The organism is Psychroserpens sp. BH13MA-6 (genome assembly GCF_052983595.1).
In genome coordinates this window covers 80,505-102,054 of sequence record NZ_JBRJGE010000002.1, presented here as the reverse complement: position 1 = coordinate 102,054, position 21,550 = coordinate 80,505, and the positions used below count along the sequence as shown (strand labels likewise).

18 protein-coding genes and 1 other RNA gene are annotated in these 21,550 nt (G+C 36.0%); 11 read left to right on the top strand and 8 right to left on the bottom strand.

The features are described 5' to 3' along the window. The first annotated feature begins 6 nt into the window (after window positions 1–6). Window positions 7–321: a thioredoxin family protein gene (locus ACU8DI_RS05040; protein WP_447111660.1), complete on the top strand. Its 315-nt coding sequence runs from the start codon at window positions 7–9 to the stop codon at window positions 319–321. Continuing rightward, window positions 302–559 (top strand): DUF6952 family protein, encoded by a 258-nt coding sequence (locus ACU8DI_RS05035; protein ID WP_447111659.1) that lies wholly within the window; start codon window positions 302–304, stop codon window positions 557–559. Before ACU8DI_RS05040 ends, ACU8DI_RS05035 begins: the two co-directional genes overlap by 20 nt. 73 nt (window positions 560–632) lie before the next feature. On the opposite strand, the gene ACU8DI_RS05030 is transcribed toward ACU8DI_RS05035, so the two are convergent. The 3 genes from ACU8DI_RS05030 to ACU8DI_RS05020 all read right to left on the bottom strand — a co-directional run bounded on the left by ACU8DI_RS05030 (window position 633) and on the right by ACU8DI_RS05020 (window position 4,348). Further along, window positions 633–1,136 carry an ankyrin repeat domain-containing protein gene (locus ACU8DI_RS05030; RefSeq protein WP_447111658.1) on the bottom strand — a complete coding sequence of 168 codons (504 nt, stop codon included), beginning with the start codon at window positions 1,134–1,136 and terminating at the stop codon, window positions 633–635. A gap of 31 nt (window positions 1,137–1,167) precedes the next feature. Then, entirely contained in the window at window positions 1,168–3,399 is a 2,232-nt protein-coding gene (gene katG, locus ACU8DI_RS05025; RefSeq protein ID WP_447111657.1) for a catalase/peroxidase HPI, read from the bottom strand. A 370-nt stretch (window positions 3,400–3,769) separates the two neighbouring features. Next, window positions 3,770–4,348 carry a fasciclin domain-containing protein gene (locus ACU8DI_RS05020; protein WP_447111656.1) on the bottom strand — a complete coding sequence of 193 codons (579 nt, stop codon included), beginning with the start codon at window positions 4,346–4,348 and terminating at the stop codon, window positions 3,770–3,772. Between the two features lie 152 nt (window positions 4,349–4,500). Here ACU8DI_RS05020 and ACU8DI_RS05015 point away from each other — a divergent pair, with 152 nt between their 5' ends. Then, window positions 4,501–4,755: a putative signal transducing protein gene (locus ACU8DI_RS05015; RefSeq protein WP_447111655.1), complete on the top strand. Its 255-nt coding sequence runs from the start codon at window positions 4,501–4,503 to the stop codon at window positions 4,753–4,755. A gap of 9 nt (window positions 4,756–4,764) precedes the next feature. On the opposite strand, the gene ACU8DI_RS05010 is transcribed toward ACU8DI_RS05015, so the two are convergent. Then, the gene (locus ACU8DI_RS05010; RefSeq protein WP_447111654.1) at window positions 4,765–6,390 is read right to left on the bottom strand and encodes an ABC-F family ATP-binding cassette domain-containing protein; all 1,626 of its coding nucleotides are present in this window, start codon (window positions 6,388–6,390) and stop codon (window positions 4,765–4,767) included. Between the two features lie 188 nt (window positions 6,391–6,578). Between ACU8DI_RS05010 and ACU8DI_RS05005 the strand changes: the two genes are divergently transcribed. Beyond that, window positions 6,579–8,000 carry a TlpA family protein disulfide reductase gene (locus ACU8DI_RS05005; protein ID WP_447111653.1) on the top strand — a complete coding sequence of 474 codons (1,422 nt, stop codon included), beginning with the start codon at window positions 6,579–6,581 and terminating at the stop codon, window positions 7,998–8,000. A 61-nt stretch (window positions 8,001–8,061) separates the two neighbouring features. On the opposite strand, the gene fsa is transcribed toward ACU8DI_RS05005, so the two are convergent. From fsa to ffs, 3 genes are all read right to left on the bottom strand, one after another. Further along, entirely contained in the window at window positions 8,062–8,715 is a 654-nt protein-coding gene (gene fsa / locus ACU8DI_RS05000) for a fructose-6-phosphate aldolase (RefSeq protein WP_260096814.1), read from the bottom strand. A gap of 119 nt (window positions 8,716–8,834) precedes the next feature. Next, on the bottom strand, window positions 8,835–9,638 hold the full coding sequence (locus ACU8DI_RS04995; RefSeq protein WP_447111652.1) for an SDR family oxidoreductase: 804 nt from the start codon (window positions 9,636–9,638) through the stop codon (window positions 8,835–8,837). Between the two features lie 58 nt (window positions 9,639–9,696). Continuing rightward, window positions 9,697–9,795, bottom strand: an RNA gene (ffs, locus tag ACU8DI_RS04990) — signal recognition particle sRNA small type. Window positions 9,796–9,882: 87 nt separating this feature from the next. Here ffs and ACU8DI_RS04985 point away from each other — a divergent pair. From ACU8DI_RS04985 to ACU8DI_RS04970, 4 genes are all read left to right on the top strand, one after another. Continuing rightward, window positions 9,883–10,914: a glutaminyl-peptide cyclotransferase gene (locus tag ACU8DI_RS04985; protein ID WP_447111651.1), complete on the top strand. Its 1,032-nt coding sequence runs from the start codon at window positions 9,883–9,885 to the stop codon at window positions 10,912–10,914. A 36-nt stretch (window positions 10,915–10,950) separates the two neighbouring features. Then, window positions 10,951–11,340 carry an acyl-CoA thioesterase gene (locus ACU8DI_RS04980; RefSeq protein ID WP_447111650.1) on the top strand — a complete coding sequence of 130 codons (390 nt, stop codon included), beginning with the start codon at window positions 10,951–10,953 and terminating at the stop codon, window positions 11,338–11,340. A 92-nt stretch (window positions 11,341–11,432) separates the two neighbouring features. Then, a complete protein-coding gene (locus ACU8DI_RS04975; protein WP_447111649.1) occupies window positions 11,433–12,176 on the top strand; it encodes a hypothetical protein in 744 nt (247 codons plus the stop codon). Window positions 12,177–12,287: 111 nt separating this feature from the next. Then, window positions 12,288–13,853 carry a hypothetical protein gene (locus ACU8DI_RS04970; RefSeq protein WP_447111648.1) on the top strand — a complete coding sequence of 522 codons (1,566 nt, stop codon included), beginning with the start codon at window positions 12,288–12,290 and terminating at the stop codon, window positions 13,851–13,853. A 79-nt stretch (window positions 13,854–13,932) separates the two neighbouring features. Here ACU8DI_RS04970 and glyA read toward each other — a convergent pair whose 3' ends face one another. Further along, entirely contained in the window at window positions 13,933–15,207 is a 1,275-nt protein-coding gene (gene glyA / locus ACU8DI_RS04965) for a serine hydroxymethyltransferase (RefSeq protein ID WP_447111647.1), read from the bottom strand. A 188-nt stretch (window positions 15,208–15,395) separates the two neighbouring features. Here glyA and fahA point away from each other — a divergent pair, with 188 nt between their 5' ends. The 3 genes from fahA (at window position 15,396) to ACU8DI_RS04950 (ending at window position 21,543) form a co-directional block, all read left to right on the top strand. Further along, window positions 15,396–16,688 carry a fumarylacetoacetase gene (gene fahA, locus ACU8DI_RS04960; RefSeq protein ID WP_447111646.1) on the top strand — a complete coding sequence of 431 codons (1,293 nt, stop codon included), beginning with the start codon at window positions 15,396–15,398 and terminating at the stop codon, window positions 16,686–16,688. 104 nt (window positions 16,689–16,792) lie between these two features. After that, window positions 16,793–17,977, top strand: coding sequence for a hypothetical protein (locus ACU8DI_RS04955; RefSeq protein WP_447111645.1), 1,185 nt, complete (start codon window positions 16,793–16,795; stop codon window positions 17,975–17,977). A gap of 122 nt (window positions 17,978–18,099) precedes the next feature. Further along, window positions 18,100–21,543, top strand: a complete 3,444-nt coding sequence (locus ACU8DI_RS04950) for a DUF7619 domain-containing protein (RefSeq protein ID WP_447111644.1) — start codon at window positions 18,100–18,102, stop codon at window positions 21,541–21,543. The last annotated feature ends 7 nt before the right edge of the window (window positions 21,544–21,550 follow it).

The following is a 21,550-nucleotide window of genomic DNA, read 5'->3' as shown; positions in this document are numbered from 1 at the left end:
AACACGATGTTGAAGGAATTAGATCAAGATAATTTATCACAATTAATAGCAGATAATGACACTGTTGTAGTGCAATATTCAGCCACTTGGTGTGGTAACTGTCGTATCATGAAACCAAAATTTAAAAAATTGGCTTCTGAAAATGAAAATATGACATTCGTGATGGCAGACGCTGAGAAATTTCCTGAGTCTAGAAAATTGGCAACCGTTGATAATTTGCCGACGTTTGCAACGTTCAAACAGGGAAGTTTTGTTAACCAAACACAAACCAATAAGTTTGATGTTTTAAAAGGTTTAGTCGATGAAGTTGCCAGTAATTAAACATTTGTCTCAGTTTATAGAAGACAATGATGAAGACTATGTTGTTGAAACTATTGAAACTTTAGAGAACCTTACGGAGGTATCTTCGCTTAAGGACGAGGAGCTTGACGTCATCGGTGAATTAATTTCCAACATGTATGGTGCTTTAGAAGTGACCAAAATGGTTAAAGAAGGGACACCTAAGAAGGAAGCCTTAAATACCTTTATGTCACGTGTATTAGGATCAATTGACAAATAAACGCGTCTATTCGTATAAAAAAGTCACATAACCAATTAGTTATGTGACTTTTTTTTTAATAACATTGAGACGTCTATAGGACCTTTACGATACTTTCAAACGCTTTTTCTTGTGCATAATCAGCGGCCGTCTTCCCGTGCTGATCTTTAATAGATGTATCAGCACCATGCTCCAGTAATAACTTTACAATATCCTCTTTCCCATAAGTGGCAGCAAACATCAGAGGTGTTGTTCCTACGTGGTTTTGCGTATTTAAATTGGCTCCTGAATGAATGAATTTATTTACAAGACTCAAATTACCTTTAAAACAAACACCAGACAAAGCGGTATTGCCTGAGGCATCCACATCGTCAATTTTCGCATTGTGTTCAAGCAGCATATTAACAACCGCTTCCTTATCAAAATAGCTTGCAAATATTAACGGTGTAAACCCTCTAGAATCTTTAGCATCTACCAATTTAGGATTAATATTTAAAAGGGCCATCACGCGATCCAAATCACCAGAACGTATTGCTTCAAAAAACACTTCCGTATCTTTCATATTTACATTTTTATAAACAAAAAGGAACGTCACCATAGGCTCGTTCCTTTTCTGATTAAATTAACAATTATTTTAAATCGAATCGATCCAAATTCATGACCTTATTCCAAGCAGCCACAAAATCTTTCACAAATTTTGCTTGTCCGTCGTTAGCACCATAGACTTCTGCAATGGCTCTTAATTCGGTATTAGAACCAAAAATTAAATCAGCACGAGTTCCTTTAAACTTAACTTCTCCTGTCCTTCTATCCTTCCCTTCGAAATAACGGTCGTCCTCTGACGTTGCGCTCCAAGTGTAAGTCATATCGAGAATGTTCGCGAAGAAATCATTGGTTAGACTGCCTACATTGTCTGTGAAAACACCATAATCTGAGCCATCATAATTCGCACCTAAAACTCTAAGGCCACCAACCAATACCGTCATTTCTGGTACTGAAAGCGTTAATAAGTTAGCACGATCAACCAATAAGTCCTCAGCCGCCAATTGAAGATCTGATTTTATATAATTTCTAAAGCCATCAGCGAGAGGTTCTAAGTAACCGAAGGATTCTATATCTGTTTGCTCTTGAGAAGCATCTCCTCGACCTGGGCTAAATGGCACCTTAACAGAATTTCCTGCCTTATTAGCCGCTTCTTCAACACCGGCAACACCGCCTAAAACAATTAAATCTGCCATCGATATTGTTCCGCTAAATTCCTTTTGAATGCCTTCATAGACGTTTAATACTTTTTGTAATTCTGAAGGGTTATTAACCTCCCAACTTCTTTGTGGCTCTAAACGTAATCTTCCACCGTTTGCTCCACCACGCATATCCGAACCTCTATAAGTGGACGCAGAGGCCCAAGCTGTTCTCACAAGTTCTGATACGGTTAACCCAGAAGCAAGTATCATCTTCTTCAGACTCGTAATATCGCTCTCGCTTAAGGTATAGTTTGTTTTAGGAATCGGATCTTGCCATAAAAGTTCTTCTTTCGGCACTTCAGGTCCCAAATAACGATCAATAGGTCCCATATCACGATGGGTTAATTTATACCATGCTTTTGCAAATGCTTCCTCGAATGCCTTGTGATCCTTGTGGAAACGTTTAGAGATTTCCAAATAATCTGGATCCACTTTCAGTGAAATATCAGCTGTAGTCATCATCAAAGTTTGTTGACCATTCGGATCACCTGCTTTTGGCGCCATTCGCGCTTTTGAGGCTTCAGTTGGCTTCCATTGGTATGCTCCTGCAGGACTTTTTGTCAACTCCCAATCATAGTTTAATAAAACATCAAAATAATCGTGATCCCACTGAATTGGATTAGGTGTCCAAGCACCTTCAATACCACTCGTAATCGTATCATCGAGAACACCAGTACCAAAAGAGTTTTTCCATCCTGTACTCATTTCTTCGATTGAGGCACCATGAGGTTCTTTGCCTACATATTTATTTGGATCGGCTGCACCATGTGCTTTTCCAAAAGTATGTCCTCCAGCGACAAGAGCCACAGTTTCTTCGTCATTCATGGCCATTCTTCCAAAAGTTTCACGCACATTTTTCGCTGATCCCATAGGATCAGGGTTTCCGTTAGGACCTTCAGGATTCACATAAATCCAACCCATCATCACGGCCGCCAAAGGATTTTCTAATTCACCTTCTTCATAGCGCTCGTCATTTGCACCCCATTGCGTTTCACTTCCCCAATACACATCTTGTTCTGGTTCCCAAATATCTTCTCTTCCTCCAGCAAATCCATAGGTTTTAAAGCCCATAGATTCTAAGGCGCAATTTCCTGCTAAAATCATTAAATCAGACCAAGAGATATTGCGTCCATATTTCTTTTTTATCGGCCACAAAAGCAATCTGGCTTTATCTAAATTACCATTATCAGGCCAACTATTGATAGGTGCAAATCTTTGGTTACCACCACCAGCACCTCCTCGACCATCACCTATTCTATAAGTTCCTGCACTGTGCCATGCCATTCTTATCATAAATCCACCATAGTGTCCATAATCGGCAGGCCACCAATCTTGGGAATCGGTCATTAAGTCTAAAACATCTTGCTTTAGAGCTACAAAATCTAAACTATTGAAAGCCTCTGCATAATTAAAGTCTTCACCCATAGGATTAGACTTTGGCGCATGTTGTCGCAGAATGTTCAATTTTAATTCATTTGGCCACCAGTCGCGATTCTTGACACCACTTCCAGCAGTATGCTTATTGGTACCACTCAAAAAAGGACAGTTTGCCGCACTTTCATTAATATCAAAATTTTTTCCATGAGACGAATCACTAGAATGAGGATTGTTTTCCATAATATGTTAGTTTTAATTAATTTGATTATTTCAGTGTCATAAATTTAGAGAATTCACAATTCAATACATAGTTTATTGACATTTTTATATATTATATTACAATAGATAAAAATTATACCCAATTGCCCTTATATATTGTTTATGAATACAGGAGCTTTTGCGTGTTTCAACTGCATTGTGAATTCTAAAGCATTAAAAAAGCCACACTCGTCTGAATGTGGCTTTTCAACAACCTAACTAAATCAATCAAAATATTATCTAGCGATAATTACTTAATTTGTTTAACAAATATAATAAAAAGTTAAACAGTTTTTATTGTCTTTATAATAACTTTAACGTTGTATCAAATTGAATTTAAAAGGCGCTACTTTTAGGATTTAGGTAACAAAACGCTATCAATCACATGAATCACACCATTCGACTGATGAACATCTGCAATAGTCACCATGGCTGAATTCCCTTGTTCATCTGTAATATAGACGGCATTGTCTTTAGTCCATATCGTTAACATGCCACCACTTACAGTTTCAACTGTTGCTTTACCTTTACCTTTTTTGATAAGTTTCGAAATTGATTTAGCATCCCATTTACCAGCTACCACGTGATATTTCAATACGGTTTGTAACATGGCTTGATTCTCCTTCTTCAATAAACTCGCCACAGTCCCTTCTGGTAATTTATCAAATGCTGTATTCGTAGGTGCAAATACAGTAAATGGCCCATCACTCATCAATACTTCCACCAAATCTGCTGCTTTCACAGCTGCTACCAAGGTCGTATGGTCTTTTGAATTCACAGCATTTTCAACAATGTTTTTACTCGGATACATCTCGGCACCACCTACCATTTTAGTGTCTTCTTTTATCATCTTACTTTGTGAGAATGCATTTTGAAATGTGATCATACTCATTGTGATGAACAGCATCCCTAATAAATTTTTAGTTTTCATAATTTTTTAGTTTTAATTAATAATTGTTTCTATCCATACAAACGAAATAACAAGCTATTGGGTTTTTTAATAATTGATTTTTCTTTTTGAAAACCGTTTTTTGTTGTAACTTAATGAAGGAAAAACAGACTTATAATAAAAACACAAGCATCATGACAGATTCCACATACACCAAAATATTTTCAGGAAATTTTATCATAGTACAATTAGCCTTAGACAGATTAAAGAGTGCTGGCATTAATGCCGTTATTAAAGACGAATCTGAGTCAGGTAGACTGGCTGGTTTTGGAGCCTCTATACAAGGGTACCAAGAATTGTATGTTAGTAACGAGGAGCTGGATCAAGCACGCCTTGTTATCAACAGTGTCAATGAAGAATTAAAATCTAATGAGAATCAGGACTTATAGACGTCAATATTAGGCCGTGACAGCATACATTTTGTCTCGGAGTTCTTTGACTTTTTTATCACTCATATATTCGTCAAACGTCATATAACGATCTATCACACCATTAGGTGTTAATTCAATCACGCGATTAGCCACAGTCTGTGCGAATTCATGATCATGAGTTGTAAATAGTACGGTACCTTTAAAGTTTTTCAATGAGTTATTGAATGCGGTAATACTCTCTAAGTCTAAGTGGTTGGTCGGTTCATCTAGCATTAAGACATTTGCTCTTACCATCATCATTCTACTCAACATACAACGCACTTTTTCACCACCAGATAAGACATCGGCCGTTTTTAAAGCTTCCTCGCCACTAAAAATCATTTTACCCAAGAAACCTCTAATATATACTTCTTCACGTTCTTCTTCTGTAGTTGCCCACTGTCGTAACCAATCTACTAAGGATAATTTGTTATTAAAATATTCACTATTATCTAGCGGTAAGTAGGACTGAGACGTCGTGATTCCCCAAGCAAATTTACCAGCATCTGCTTTTTCCTTTTCATTTATGATTTGATAAAAAGCCGTTGTGGCTCTCGAGTCTTTAGAATATACAACCACCTTATCTCCTTTTGTTAAGTTGATATCGATATTCTGAAATAGTGTTTCACCATCGATAGAAGCAGCCAAACCATCTACATTCAAAATCTGATCTCCTGCCTCACGCTCGCGCTCAAAGATAATGGCAGGATAGCGTCTACTAGATGGTTTAATATCAGAAATATTAAGTTTATCAATCATTTTCTTTCTACTCGTTGCCTGTTTAGATTTCGCCACGTTGGCAGAAAAACGACGGATAAATTCCTCTAATTCTTTTTTCTTTTCTTCAGCCTTTTTATTTTGTTGAGCACGTTGTCTTGCTGCTAATTGTGATGACTCATACCAAAATGTATAATTTCCTGAATAATGGTTAATCTTCCCAAAATCAATATCTGAAATGTGGGTACATACGGCATCTAAAAAGTGTCTATCGTGCGATACCACAATCACACAGTTATCGTAGTTAGCCAAGAAATTTTCCAACCATGAAATCGTTTCATAATCCAAATCGTTGGTAGGCTCATCCATGATTAAAACATCTGGTGTTCCAAATAGCGCCTGAGCTAATAAGACTCTTACTTTTTGCTTCCCATCCAAATCACTCATCATCGTGTAATGAAAATCTTCCTTGATTCCCAAATTCGACAACATAGCAGCTGCATCGCTATCGGCATTCCAGCCATTCATTTCCTCAAATTCTACTTGAAGCTCTCCAATCTTTTCGGCATTTTCATCCGTATAATCGGCATACAAAGCATCAATCTCAGATTTCAGTTTAAACAATGGTTTATTTCCCATAATGACAGTTTCCAAAACGGTATGCTCGTCGTAAAGATTGTGATTTTGCTCTAATACAGACATACGTTTTCCTGGCTCCAAATGCACATGACCTGAAGTTGGGTCTTGTTTGCCTGCTAAAATCTTTAAAAACGTTGACTTACCTGCGCCGTTTGCCCCAATGATTCCGTAGCAATTTCCATTATTGAAAGTGGTATTTACTTCATCAAAAAGGACTCTTTTACCAAACTGAACTGAAAGATTTGAAACTGATAACATAGTCTATATTTTAATTTTTTGCAAAAGTAGAAAAAAGTCTTTACTTGTAAGAAGCTTAAGGTCTTTATTTTTATTAAGTTCATTATCCTAGAACTAGTGTAAAATCAACATTTAACAACGTATTAACAACAGTTACTAGTTGCAAGCTCTATTTTTGTATGAAGCATATACCTACGATTTAAACCTCTATGAAGCTATACATTGTTACTTGTTTACTAACCTCTTTGTTTTTAGGGTGTCATTCTACGCCTGATAAAGGCGAAATCGCTTATTTCGGAGGAGAAATTATTAACCCGAATAATAATTACATCACGCTATATGCCACAGAAAACGACCGTGATACCATTTATTTGGATGAAAACAATCGGTTTCTTCATAAAATTGAAGGTTTAACTGCTGGTGTTTATAAATTTACACATGGTGGCGAGTATCAAACCATCATAATAGAACCCAATGACAGTATCCTATTCAGGTTGAACACCAATGATTTTGACGAATCTTTGGTATATACTGGTGAAGGCGCAAAAAAGAACAATTACATCATTAAATCGTTTTTAAATGATGAGATAGAAAACAAAAAAATCATCAATCATCACGATTTAGAGCCTGAAGCCTTTGAAAAGTTTATTGAAGATCTCAGACAACAAAAATTAGAATACTTAGAGCGCTTTACCTCGACACAGAAAACATCGAAACTATTTCAAAAAGTAGCGCAATCTAGTATCGACTATAATTATTATGCCTACAAAGAAATGTATCCGTTTGGGTATTATGGTAGCAACAGACTTATTCATTTTAAAGACTTACCAGAAAACTTCTATGATTTCAGAAAAGATATAGATTATGATGATGTGAATTTGAGCGGTCTTGCCGTATATTCTAACTTCATTTACTGGCATTTTAGTAATTTGGCGCTTCGGAAATATTATCAGGATGGCTCACACCAGCCATTTGACAGACATTCTCTTGACTACAATTTGGAAAAACTCAGATTGATAGACAGTACCATTTCCAATGATTTGATCAAGAATTTCGCATTGACACAAGTCACTAAAGATTTTATCTTTAACAGTACGAATGCTGAAGAGTCTGAGAAAATTTTAGAATCTTTTCTTGAAAAAAATACAGATGAACAAGGAAAATCTTATTTATCGAGTATTGCAGAAGCCTCTATTAATCTACATCCAGGAAATTTATTACCGAATACCAAAATTGTAGATGTGAACAACAATGTATTGGATTTACGCTCGGTCATTAATAAACCGACCGTTGTGTATTGCTGGTCGTCAAATTTTAAGGCGCATTACAGAAATAGCCACTATATGATGCGTAGTTTAAAAAGTAGATATCCAGACATGGAGTTTATCGCCATAAATATCAATGATTTTGATTTAGATTCTTGGAAAAAAACCTTGAGTCTTTTGAAATTTCCAACGGAAAATGAATATATTTTTAAAAATCCGAAAGAAGCCATTCGTCTATTTGCTATAGCAAGGTCGCATAAAGTCATGATCGTTGATAAAAAAGGCTACATCATGAAAGCCAATGCTAATTTGTTCAGTGAGCAAATGACTGAAGATATTGAAAGTGTCTTAGCTTTAAACCAATAAAAAAAGCTCAATAACACCATGTTAAAGAGCTTTCATTATATATTCTAACCTTCGGAGGTATTTAGTTCCCTTTGTTATAGTCAGCCAAAAACTTCTCCAAGCCAATATCTGTCAAAGGATGTTTCAATAATCCAACGATAGAACTCAATGGTCCTGTCATCACATCAGCACCTAATTTAGCACAATCAATGACATGCATAGTGTGACGAACAGAAGCTGCTAATATTTCAGTTTCAAAACCGTAATTATCATAAATCATTCGTATCTCAGCAATGAGATTTAGCCCATCTGTTGAAATGTCATCTAATCGTCCGATAAAAGGCGACACGTAGGTTGCGCCTGCTTTCGCTGCCAATAATGCTTGTCCAGGTGAGAACACTAACGTAACATTCGTTTTAATGCCTTTATCTGAAAAGTACTTACAAGCCTTAACACCATCTTTTATCATGGGCAATTTTATCACGATTTGATCGTGCAAATCAGCTAAAGCTTCGCCTTCTCTAATCATCCCTTCAAAATCTGTCGAGATGACTTCAGCAGACACATCGCCATCAACAATATTGCAAATATTCACATAATGCTTCATGATGTTATCATGTCCTGTAATGCCTTCTTTAGCCATTAATGACGGATTGGTGGTTACACCATCTAAAATTCCCAAATCTTGAGCTTCTTTAATCTGATCAAGGTTGGCAGTATCAATAAAAAATTTCATCTGTAATTAGGTTATAGTTGTGTTTTAAATTATGGCGAATTTACAATTTTATTACGCCTTTAAGCACAGCAAATTATTAAATGATATTAACAATCTTTTGGCCAATCTTGCGCAGATCTTTATAATTTATAATGGTTTAAAAGGAGTTTTTCGTAGAGCTTATCGGGTAAGATTCTCTTCAATACGATTGAAAATTTTTGCATGAACGCACCTACTTTATAATGTATTTTCGGATTTGAAGTATTCATGATTTTATAAATCTGTTCTGCAACCATCTTTGGGTCGCCACCACTATCTACATCCTCATCGATAGCTTTTAGCACAGAACCATAAGTTGTTTCATATGGTGATCCTGAAATAACTGGCGCATGGTATCTTCCTGCGGCTATATTCGTGGCAAAATCACCTGGCGCCACGTTTGTCATATGAATGTTAAAATCTTTGATTTCCATTCGGAACGCTTCTGTTATTATTTCCAACGCACCTTTACTCGCACTGTAAACGCCACGATAGGGCAATCCCATATAACCTGCGATAGACGTGATATTTATGATAAGACCTGAATTCTGCTCACGCATGTGTGGCAATACGGCCTTGATGACGTTAATAGGACCAAAAAAGTTCGTTTCAAAATTGCGTTTGATCTCTTCGTTGGGAGTTTCTTCAATAGGTCCTGTAATACCTGCTCCAGCATTATTAATAACAACATCGATTCGCCCTTCAGTGGTCACAACGGTCTGAATGGCTCTCGTAATGGAATCTTCATTGGCAACATCTAAGGCAACTAGCTTAATCTTTGATTTAGGATAACGTTCTGGAGATCTGCTCGTACCATACACTATTTCCCCTTTATTTGCCAAGAATTCTCCAATAGATTTACCAATTCCTGAGGAACCTCCTGTAATTAATACAACTTTAGACATAATTAATTCGGAATATAATTCAAAAGTACAATTTAAAAAGGAAAGTTATGGGTACAAAAAAAGGCAAGCTACCTACATCACACCGCTACGACCGCGTACCTTTGCTTCGTTCCCGACCTGGAGGATTAAGCAGGAGCTGGTTGTGTAGGACTTGCCGAGTGCAAAGATACAATCTTTTAATACTTTTCCAATGATTTTTTAAACTGAATTTAATTAAATAACTTGCATTAAAATCATTTCAAGAATGCAGTCAATTAAAACTTTCATAATCACCATTTTAACCTTTTCACTTATAGCTTGTGGCAATACGGGATCACAAAAAACGAACCTTACCATTGAGACAAATGCTAAGGATAATGTGGCGAAACTAGGTGAAACCATCAATTTCACCATAAAAAACCCAAAAGCGTTAGACATTTCTTCGGTACAATTTCAAATGAATGATCAACCAATAGAATCTAGCATAAAGCTCGATGACGAAAAGCTCGGTATTCACACCATCAAAGCTATAGTGACATTGGAGGACACTTCAGAAGAAATCAGTGCTAAGATTACCATACTAAACAATGTGACACCAAAAGTTTATGGCTATAAAATTATCAATGAATACCCACATGATATCACATCTTACACACAAGGTCTCGAATTTTACAATGGTGCCTTATATGAAAGCACAGGCCAATATAACGAATCAAAACTGAGGAAAGTCGATTACAAAACAGGTGAGGTTTTACAAAATGTGGCTTTGGCTGATCAATATTTTGGTGAGGGCTTAACCGTTTTTAATGAAAATATCTATCAACTGACGTGGCAAGAAAATATTGGTTTTGTGTATGACGTCAATACACTTGAAAAAACGAGTAGTTTCACCTACGGTAAAAGTAAAGAAGGCTGGGGACTTTGTAACGATGGTAAGACTATTTTTAAATCGGATGGTACCGAAAATATTTGGCTATTGAACCCTGAAACACTAACTGAAGAATCTCACATTCAAGTTTATACCAATAAAGGTCGTATTGTCGGCATTAACGAAATGGAATATATTGATGGTAAAATTTATGCCAATCGCTATCAAAAAAATGGTGTGGCGATTATCAATCCTAAAAATGGCGCGATTGAAGGTGTGATAGATTTTTCGCCTCTTCGAAAATTGGTTACCCAACATCAAGGTTTGGATGTCTTAAATGGTATTGCATATAATCCAGACACAAAAACCATTTTCGTGACAGGAAAACGCTGGGATAAATTATTTGAAGTTGAAGTTTTTGAAAAGTAATCTAGACGACCCAAGGTCAATGTTTTAAACAAGCTAATGGACATTCACGAAGAAGAAATAACGGTTTCCCAGACTGATTTAGATGCCAGAAACCATGTGAATAATGTACGTTATGTACAATGGGTTCAGGATATGGCAGAATCTCACTGGCTTTTGAAATCTTCAGAAGCTACTAGAAACAAATTTTATTGGGTGATGATAAGTCATCATATTCAATATAAGGGAGAAGCCTTATTAGGAGACCAACTTCTTTTAAAAACCTATGTCAAAGAAACCAAAGGAGTTAAGTCTGTAAGAATGGTCGAAATCTATATGAAAGACTCCTTAAAGTTATTGACAAGCTCGGAAACCATCTGGTGTTATATGTCGCATGACACACACCGACCTGCGCGAATCCCTGAGGACATCCAGCGCTTATTTAGTTAAAGGATTGCTAAATGGCATGTTAAATTCTCTTAATTAAGAATTAAATTATTCTTATAAGTTATTAATTTAAGGAAACAACCACCTTGATTTTTTTGAAAAGGCTTTTTATTTATATAGCTCTTGTTTGTTTTGCGGCTTCCGTTAGCGCTCAAAATAACATTTCAGGATACATTTATGATGACCATGCGTCACTTCAAGGCATCAGATTACTGAATAAAACACAACATATACGCTCCTATACGGATCAACATGGCTATTTTGAAATACATGCGTCAATTAATGACACCATAGAAATTAGTTCATTGTTTCATCAACAAAAAATGTTTCTAGTGACATCTTCCTTGTTTGAAGAGGACATGGTCATTGAACTCAAAGCGATTACCAACGAATTGGATGAAGTTGAAATTCATAAAGTGATTCAGAAACCAATGGATACGATTGTATTTGAAGCTCGATTCGGCAATCAACTCGCCAATGACATAAAAAATCGACCATGGCTCTATAGTATGCAACCAAGTAGCAATATTGATTTTATAGCGCTCGGTAAAAAAATAGTTAAACTTTTTAAAAAGAAGAAAACCAAAACTACCATTACCTATATAACTCCAGAAGATCTCGAAAACTGTTTTGAAGAAAGTTCGTTATTTACGAGAACGTTCCTTAAGGAAGAGCTTCATATTCCCATGGATTATCAATACCTCTTTTTCGACTATTGCAGTGCGCAAAATTTAAATAGCAAATTATTAGACAAACAAAATGAATTCTTGCTTTTAGAGGCATTGATAGAACACAGTAAAACATTCCATAAATTACTTACCGAGAGCGAAAAGCATTAATTTTCTACTATTTTTTGACCATGATACTAAAAGATGATTTCAAAAGTTATATTTTTAAGGCCTGAGGTGAAAATGTTGTAACTATTTTTCCCTACAAGACATGAAATCGCTATGAAAAGAATTATATATTTTTTATTAACGCTATCAACCTTAGTATTTTGGAGTTCCTGTCGGAAAGATTTTGACTTTGCACCAAGTAACGGTGCACTAGAGTTTTCAAAAGACACCATATATTTAGACACCGTTTTTAGCAACATTGGATCGAGTACTTATAACTTAAAAGTTTATAATCGAAGTGATGAGGATATTTCCATTCCAACCGTGAGATTGGGACAAGGTCAAACCTCCAATTACCGTCTCAATGTAGATGGTATGCCAGGAAAGGAATTTGAAAACGTCGAACTTCTAGCCAACGATAGTTTGTATATTTTCATTGAAACAACTTCAGATATTCAAACGCTTTCTCAAAACAGCTTAGAATTCCTTTACACAGATGCTATAGAATTTGACAGTGGCAATAACTTCCAAAAGGTAGAACTCGTAACGTTGATTAAGGACGCTGTCTTCATTTATCCTGATCGTGACGAAACTACAGGTATTATAGAAACGCTTGTGTTTGATGTTGATGGTGATGGAACGCCAGACGAAACACCCATACAAGGTCGTTTTTTAGAAGCGGATGAACTCACGTTTACCAATGAGAAACCCTATGTAATTTACGGTTATGCCGCTGTAGATGAAGGCGACGAACTGACCATTGAAGCAGGCTCACGTGTTCATTTTCATGCCAATTCTGGATTACTTATAACGAATAATGCATCGCTTAAAGTGAATGGTGAGATAAGTGATGATCCAGAACTTTTAGAAAAAGAAGTAATTTTTGAAGGTGACCGATTAGAACCCTTATTTGCTGATATTCCTGGACAATGGGGAACGATTTGGTTGTTTCCTGGGAGCCAAAATATTGACATTAATTACGCTACTATTAAAAACGGAACGGTAGGTATCCTTTCCGAAGGTAATCAAAATGATAATAAACTCTCGATTGCGAATTCTCAAATATACAACTCAAGCAACTTCGGCATCTTAGCAAGAGCCAGTTCTGTAACCGCTGAAAATATCGTGATCAATAACTCCGGACAATCCTCTTTCGCTGGAACATTTGGTGGTCGCTATAATTTTACACATGCCACCATAGCTAATTACTGGAACAGTAGTTTCAGACAATTTCCAGCGCTGCTGCTAAACAATTATATAACAGACGAGAACAATGTCGATCAAGGTAATGATCTTGATGAAGCTGTTTTCAACAATTGTATTATCTATGGCAATGATAATCCCGAGATGATATTAGATCAAATTTCAGACTCCAGCTTCGCATTTAATTTTCAGTTCAATAATTGCCTGATACGATTCCAAGACACGAACGGTAATTTCTCAGGTCCAAATTATAATTTTAATGACCCAGAAGCTAATTTATATAATAACTGTATTTTTAATAGTAACCCTGATTTCAAATTACCTTTCGAAAATGAGCTCATGATAGGTGACAATTCTGGAGCTATAGGTATTGGCGATCCTAATTTCATAATTAACAACGACCTCCTTGGAATGCCAAGAACTTCGCCTCCTGATGCCGGTGCTTATCAGCATGACACCTTCGAAGACGACGAGTAAAACAGCTTTTAAATAATAGAAAAAGACCTCTCATATGAAAGGTCTTTTTTTGTTTGTATAGCTTGTTTTCTTTATTCCTTTAAGATGCAAACAAAGGTTTATGACTCATGAGCTCATTCACTTTCGTGGCAATTGTTTCCAAACGCTCATCATTTTCATAATTCATAAGTGCGTCATCAATGAGTGCCACAATCGTTTCCATATCATCTTCTTTAAGCCCTCTAGTCGTTACAGCTGCCGTACCGACTCTTATTCCTGAAGTCACAAACGGACTTTTATCATCAAATGGCACCATATTTTTATTGACTGTGATATCAGCTTTACCTAAAGCTTCTTCAGCCGCCTTCCCTGTAATATCCTTATTTCTCAAATCAATCAACATCATATGATTGTCTGTACCACCAGAAATAATATGGTAACCTCTATTTACAAATGCTTTAGCCATAGCTGCCGCATTATTTTTAACTTGTAACATATAATGCATAAAGTCGTCAGAAAGTGCTTCACCAAAGGCAATCGCTTTTGCGGCAATAATGTGTTCTAACGGACCGCCTTGATTTCCTGGGAATACTGCTGAATCCAATAAAGACGACATTTTTTTAAGATTGCCATTTTTTAATTTTAGTCCGAAAGGATTGTCGAAATCCTGTCCCATCATAATCAAGCCTCCTCGAGGTCCTCGTAAGGTTTTATGCGTTGTTGTAGTCACAATATGACAATGTGGTAATGGATCATTTAAAATACCTTTAGCTATTAAACCGGAAGGATGAGAAATATCTGCTAGCAAAAGCGCATTAACACTATCCGCAATCGCTCGAAACCTTTTAAAATCAATATCACGAGAATATGCCGAAGCACCAGCGATAATCATCTGAGGTCGTTCTTTAGTGGCGATTTCTTGAATCTTATCATAGTTCAAAACCCCTGTCTCCTTTTCTACTCCATAGAATACAGGGTTGTATAATTTTCCCGAAAAGTTCACTGGTGACCCATGCGTTAAATGACCACCATGAGAAAGGTCAAATCCTAAGATTTTATCACCAGGCTTTAAGCAAGCTGCAAAAACAGCTGTATTGGCCTGACTTCCAGAATGTGGTTGCACATTTGCCCATGCAGCTCCGAACAAGGTCTTCGCGCGATCAATAGCAATTTGCTCCACTTCATCCACCACTTCACAACCACCATAATAACGTTTCCCTGGATAACCTTCTGCATATTTGTTAGTTAATACTGAACCTGCAGCTTCCATCACCTGGTCGCTTACAAAGTTTTCAGAAGCAATAAGCTCCAAGCCGTTAATTTGTCTCTCCTTTTCCGCTTCAATAAGCTCAAAAATTTGTGAATCGCGTTGCATATCTAAAGTTTAAATTATGTTTTTCCAAAAGTAAGAAATCAAGTTCTGAAAAAGATTTAAAAAAGAGCGTTTTATCTATGGTTTTATGAGCAGGTTATCAACAGTTAAATTTCATTAATTTTTTATGGTTTTATGCAATTAAATATGTAGGTTTGAATTAACTAAAAATCAACAAAAAAACGCTACCTATGTCTATAACTGCAAATAATCCTGATCGTACATCATGGTTGCACGTTGGAAAAAATTCAGATTTCCCGATTCAAAATATTCCATTTGGTGTGTTCTTAACGCGTGATGATATTATCACGATTGGAACACGTATTGGTGACACAGCTATCGATCTTGGCGCTTTGCATCAATTAGGTTATTTTGAAGGCATTCCTTTAACGGATGATATATTTCTTCAAGATACATTGAATGATTTTATAGCGGATGGTCGAAAAACTTGGCGCTTGGTACGTAATCGTATCGCTGAAATTTTCGATGCCGAAAACGATACTCTAAAGAACAACATTCCACATAAGGAAACCATTCTTTTTCGCTTGGATGAAATAGAAATGCAGTTGCCTATTCAAGTGGGTGATTATACCGATTTTTACGCAAGTAAAGAGCATGCCACTAATGTGGGCACGATGTTCAGAGATCCTGAAAATGCCTTAATGCCTAATTGGTTGCATTTACCTGTGGGTTACCACGGAAGAAGTTCGTCAATTATTCCTTCTGGAATTCCAATTCACAGACCACAAGGTCAAACCATGCCTGATGGTGCAGATACGCCAGTGTTTGGTCCTTCTAAATTGGTAGATTTCGAATTAGAAATGGCTTTTATCACAACGGATGCTAACGACTTGGGAGAACCAATTCCTATTGATGAAGCTGAAGAATATATTTTCGGATTAGTTTTATTTAATGACTGGTCGGCTCGTGACATTCAAAAATGGGAATACGTACCATTGGGACCTTTCCTCGGAAAAAACTTTGCGTCTTCCATGTCACCATGGATTGTTACTTTAGACGCCTTGGAACCATTTCGAGTGGAAAGTCCAAAGCAAGACCCAAAACCATTGCCTTATTTACAATCGAAAGGCAAGAAAAGCTTCGATATTAACTTAGAAGCAGCCATTCAGCCGAAAGGTGCTAAAGAAACGACCGTGTGTAAATCAAATTTCAAATACATGTACTGGAATATGGCGCAACAATTAGCACATCATACCGTTAATGGTTGTCCTGTAAACTCTGGAGACATGATGGGTAGTGGCACAATATCTGGTCCAACAGAAGATTCTTATGGATCCATGTTGGAATTATCATGGAAAGGTACCAAACCACTTAAAATGAAAGATGGCACCGAACGTAAGTTTATCAATGATTACGATACCGTGATCATGAGAGGCTATTGTGAAAATGATGGCACACGTATCGGATTTGGTTCCGTAAAAACTCAGTTATTACCCGTTTTTAATCCGAAGAAAAAGAAATAAACATTTTCCATATATTTACGAACCCTCAATATCAAACTATTGAGGGTTTTTTATTTTGGCATCAAAATTGAAATCTACTAGTTATAAACTAAAATTACAGACTTATGAAAAGACTATTACTCCTAACAGTACTTCTTTCATTACTCGTATCCTGTAGTGGAAGGAAACAAATTGAAAAAGCGATCAGTTATGGTAATTATGACCAGGCGATCAATGATGCGCTTCAAAAATTATCTAACAATAAGGATAAAAAGCGCAAGCAAGACTATGTGATCATGCTGAGAGATGCCTACTACAAAGTTTTAGACCGCGATTTAAGCGCTATCAAACACTTAAAAAAGGACGGTAACCCAGAGCAGTATCGAACTATCTATGAGACTTATCTAGATTTGGATGCCAGACAAAATGCGATTAAACGTGTGTTACCATTACAAATCAATGGGAAAACCATCAATTTTAAGTTTAAAGATTATTCTTCGGAAATTGTTGACTATCGCTATAAAACCTCTGATTATTTAATTGATGAAGGGATTGCCCTACTGGATTCTGGTAATAAGTATGATGCTAGGGAAGCCTATGATATCTTTACTTATATAGAACGAATCAATCCAAATTTTGAGGAAACTAGAAGTCTGATGACTGAAGCTCACAATAAAGGCACTGATTATGTCATTGTATCTATTGAGAATCAAACACGTCAAATTATTCCACAACGACTGGAAGCTGACTTGTTAAACTTTGACACCTATGGTCTTAATCAATTTTGGACGGTCTATCATGCCAATGCTGCTGAAGATCTTGACTATGATTACGCTATGGCTCTGCAACTAAAGCAAATTAATATATCGCCTGAACGCATTAAGGAACGTCAAATCTTACGTCAAAGAGAGATTGTAGATGGTTGGGAATACCAATTGGATGCGAATGGTAATGTTATGAAAGACAGCTTAGGAAATGACATTAAAATAGATAAAATCATTAATGTGAAAGCGCGTTTATTTGAGTTTGAACAACAAAAATCTTCTCAAATATTGGCGGAAGTGGTCTACAGCGATTTGATCAACCAGCAGGTATTAGAACGATTTCCAATAGACAGCGGCTATGAGTTCCTGAACTTATTTGCGACCTACAGAGGTGATAAAAGAGCACTTACTCGTGAGGATTTAGATATAATCAACAACAGAAGGGTCGGTTTTCCTAGTAATGAACAAATGGTGTTTGACACAGGAGAAGATCTAAAAATTCGATTGAAAAAAATCATTAGTAGCTATCGAATGAATAGAGGTTAATAAACTTGAGATACGATATGATAAATCAAAACTCCCATGCGAAACGTATGGGAGTTTTTTTTAATCTCAACGCAACCATTTGGTAAAAACATCATCTACTAAGAAACATTGACTTTCCAATCATGAAAAAACAACTACTCTATACGTACTTCGCTCTTATAAGTGTTATGGCCTTTTCGCAAAATCCTCCAAGTATATATTTATCTGACAATTATTTTGGCGTTATCGAAGGTAATTCCTATGAATTCTTTTTATATTTAAATAGCGCTTCTACCACGGACATCACAGTCAATTTGTTAACTGCTGATGATACTGCAGATGCTTCAGATTATACGCCTATCTCTATGACTGTAACGATTCCCGCAGGTCAATTAGAAAGTAACGTCATATCCGTTGCTACGACAAATGATTCGAATATTGAAGAAAATGAGTCCTTTTTTCTAGGGTTTTTCGTGACTAGCGGAAACACTTCAAATAGTTACGTTTCCGAATCCATTACCATACGCGATAACGATACTATTCCAACACTTTATATCGCTTCAACAGCTACTCTAATTGAAGGGGAAATCGAGGACCATACTATGAGTTTAAGCAATTATTATAACTCAGATGTAACAATAGATTTTACAACATCTTCGGATAATGCAGATTCTTCAGATTATGTGGAAACGATTGCTTCTGTGACTATTTTTGCTGGTGAAGACGAAGCTCAGTTTCCTATAATCACATTAGATGATGGCAATGAAGAACCTCTTGAATCCTATATAATCACTGCTACAGTTATAACAGGAAATACCGTCAATGAAGTCATTTCTATTTATGTAACCATAATTGACAATGACGTCATGCCTACATTAAATATAACTGCCTATGATAGTTTTGAATTTGACTCTGCATATGTATCCGCCTCATTGAGCAACTATTATAACAGTGATGTGGTAATTGAATTCATATCTGCTAATGGAACAGCAGATAACAACGATTATTCAAACGTAAATGAAACCAAAACTATTATTGCTGGAAATTATAGCACTACTTTTGTTATACCATTAACTGATGACGACATAGATGAACCGAGTGAAACCATTAATTACACTATAAATGTACTTTCTGGCAACACTACCAATACTGTGTTAACTGGGACAATAACAATTATAGATAATGATGGTCTTCCTGATGTGCGGATTATGCCTATTATTAATAATAATATCTCGCAAGGCGATGTTAATCTACCAACTACTGAAGAAGGTTATCCAGTGAAATTTAAATTAAGACTTACTGACGTAAGCCCAATCGATACGGATATTACAATAACAACGACAAATGGAACAGCCGATTCTTCAGATTTTACAACTGCAACTTTTACAACAACTATACCTGCTGGATATATTTCTAATTATTTCGAAGAGTTTGCTTACGAAACCATTCTCGATCAAATTGAGGAGGAGGATGAAGATTTTTTGATTAATGTTCAAGTGACTTCGGGTAATACATTTGACGATAACATAACTAAACAAGCTATCATCCAAGACAATTATGTTCTAAATGCACAACCAGATCGAGTTATCTCTATATTAGAAGTTGGAACATCGTTTCAAGTATTAGACAATGATACACTAGAAGGATTACCAGTTGATCCATCTAATGTCAACGCATCAATGTCTCCAAATACTATTGGCGTCACTATGAGTCCAAGTGGTGTTTTATCCGTACCTTCTAGTGTCCCTTTGGGTTATCACAATGTTGCTTATCAAATATGTGAATCTTCAGATCCAACGATTTGTGATACAGCAACCGTAAGAATACACGTTACATCTCCTTTAGAAGTTATTACAAATATTATGTACGTCGACTTTAATGGCGATGGTTTTACAAGTGCAGGAGATACTATCGAATATGAATTCACAGTAGCCAATAACGGAAATGATGACATAACTAATATTGACGCAACTGTAAACTGGCCTGATTTAGACATTGTTGGCGGACCATTACCCAGTTTAGCCCCAGGAGAAATCGATACAACTTCCTTTAGAGCAACTCATATTATAACTCAAGACGATATTAATTTTGGATATTACAATGGTGGCTTAGAAGGTGTTTCCTTTCAAGGCACATATTATGGTAATCAAGTGAACACTTATTTGTATGACCCTAATCTTAATTTTCAATTACAACAGTCAGATGGTATAAAACTTAATGCTTTTATAGATACCAATGGTAATGGAACCCAAGAGTCTGGAGAGGTCAATTTTCCTCTGGGTCAGTTTAACTTTGAAATCAATAATGATGGGATGATTCACAATTTATATGTGTCCCCACATTATTTATATGAATCCAACCCAAACACCACCTATAATTTAACATATACTGTAGATCCTGATTATGCAGAATACAATTATACTGATGCTAGTTTTTCAAATATTACAGTGCCAATAGGCTCTGGAATTACAACTTATAATTTTCCTATAACAGTAACCCCTTACGAAGATCTTTCTATTAATATTCAACCTGGATGGACTCCTCCTAGACCAGGGTTTGAATATAACAACCTGGTAACAATCAATAATAATTCGAACGAAACAGTAAATCTCCCCACCATAGATTTTAATCACGACAATGTCTTAAATTTTGTTAGTATCCTTTATACGAATCCGTTTAGTACTGTTCCTCCTTCCGAGATAACCACAACATCCTCTGGATTTAGTTTTGACTACCCCTCATTACTTCCATATGAAACAGTTTCCTTTTATGTCAACCTAGAAGTACCTGTAATACCTACAGTTAGTTTGGGACAACTTGTTAATAATAATGCCGAAATTTCATTATTATCCGGTGACATATCACCTGCTAACAATACATCAAATCTAACCCAAACGATTGTAGGAGCCTACGACCCAAATGACATGACTGAGCGCCATGGCCCTGAAATTTTACATTCTGAATTCTCTATTACTGATTACCTTACCTATACTATTCGATTTGAAAATATAGGAACAGCTAATGCTATCAATATTAGAGTTGAAGATTTATTAGATGAACAACTTGATGAAACTACTTTAAAAATGGTAGATGCTAGTCATAGCTATACTTTGGAACGTGTAGGAAAACAATTAGAATGGAATTTCTTTGGAATTGATTTACCTCCTTCTATTGATGATAACAGCTCCATAGGTCATGGCTACATTACTTTTAAAATCAAACCATTTCCAGATTATGAAATCGGTGATATCATCCCCAATACGGCGGAAATTTATTTTGATTTTAATCCACCGATAATTACCAATACATGGACAACCGAATTTATTGACGATAATTTAAGTGATTTAGACTATACTTATGAACATTTAACCGTCTATCCAAATCCAACAGCGCATACATTATATATTCTAAATAATTCAGTGGTCAATTCTTTAACTATAACGTCATTACTTGGTGAAATAGTTATGAATGCACAACCAAACAAAACTCAAATTGATTTGGATATAAGTTCACTTTCAAACGGTATTTATTTGATGTCCCTTGAAAGTGATAATGGAGAAAAAACAGTAAAAATAGTCAAGCAATAATAAATTT

Excerpts from the sequence above, each read along its gene's own strand:
- ACU8DI_RS05040 (WP_447111660.1), top strand. The coding sequence starts at position 7 with ATGTTGAAGGAATTAGATCAAGATAATTTATCACAATTAATAGCAGAT.
- ACU8DI_RS05035 (WP_447111659.1), top strand. The coding sequence starts at position 302 with ATGAAGTTGCCAGTAATTAAACATTTGTCTCAGTTTATAGAAGACAAT.
- ACU8DI_RS05030 (WP_447111658.1), bottom strand. The coding sequence starts at position 1,136 with ATGGTGACGTTCCTTTTTGTTTATAAAAATGTAAATATGAAAGATACG.
- katG (WP_447111657.1), bottom strand. The coding sequence starts at position 3,399 with ATGGAAAACAATCCTCATTCTAGTGATTCGTCTCATGGAAAAAATTTT.
- ACU8DI_RS05020 (WP_447111656.1), bottom strand. The coding sequence starts at position 4,348 with ATGAAAACTAAAAATTTATTAGGGATGCTGTTCATCACAATGAGTATG.
- ACU8DI_RS05015 (WP_447111655.1), top strand. The coding sequence starts at position 4,501 with ATGACAGATTCCACATACACCAAAATATTTTCAGGAAATTTTATCATA.
- ACU8DI_RS05010 (WP_447111654.1), bottom strand. The coding sequence starts at position 6,390 with ATGTTATCAGTTTCAAATCTTTCAGTTCAGTTTGGTAAAAGAGTCCTT.
- ACU8DI_RS05005 (WP_447111653.1), top strand. The coding sequence starts at position 6,579 with ATGAAGCTATACATTGTTACTTGTTTACTAACCTCTTTGTTTTTAGGG.
- fsa (WP_260096814.1), bottom strand. The coding sequence starts at position 8,715 with ATGAAATTTTTTATTGATACTGCCAACCTTGATCAGATTAAAGAAGCT.
- ACU8DI_RS04995 (WP_447111652.1), bottom strand. The coding sequence starts at position 9,638 with ATGTCTAAAGTTGTATTAATTACAGGAGGTTCCTCAGGAATTGGTAAA.
- ACU8DI_RS04985 (WP_447111651.1), top strand. The coding sequence starts at position 9,883 with ATGCAGTCAATTAAAACTTTCATAATCACCATTTTAACCTTTTCACTT.
- ACU8DI_RS04980 (WP_447111650.1), top strand. The coding sequence starts at position 10,951 with ATGGACATTCACGAAGAAGAAATAACGGTTTCCCAGACTGATTTAGAT.
- ACU8DI_RS04970 (WP_447111648.1), top strand. The coding sequence starts at position 12,288 with ATGAAAAGAATTATATATTTTTTATTAACGCTATCAACCTTAGTATTT.
- glyA (WP_447111647.1), bottom strand. The coding sequence starts at position 15,207 with ATGCAACGCGATTCACAAATTTTTGAGCTTATTGAAGCGGAAAAGGAG.
- fahA (WP_447111646.1), top strand. The coding sequence starts at position 15,396 with ATGTCTATAACTGCAAATAATCCTGATCGTACATCATGGTTGCACGTT.
- ACU8DI_RS04955 (WP_447111645.1), top strand. The coding sequence starts at position 16,793 with ATGAAAAGACTATTACTCCTAACAGTACTTCTTTCATTACTCGTATCC.
- ACU8DI_RS04950 (WP_447111644.1), top strand. The coding sequence starts at position 18,100 with ATGAAAAAACAACTACTCTATACGTACTTCGCTCTTATAAGTGTTATG.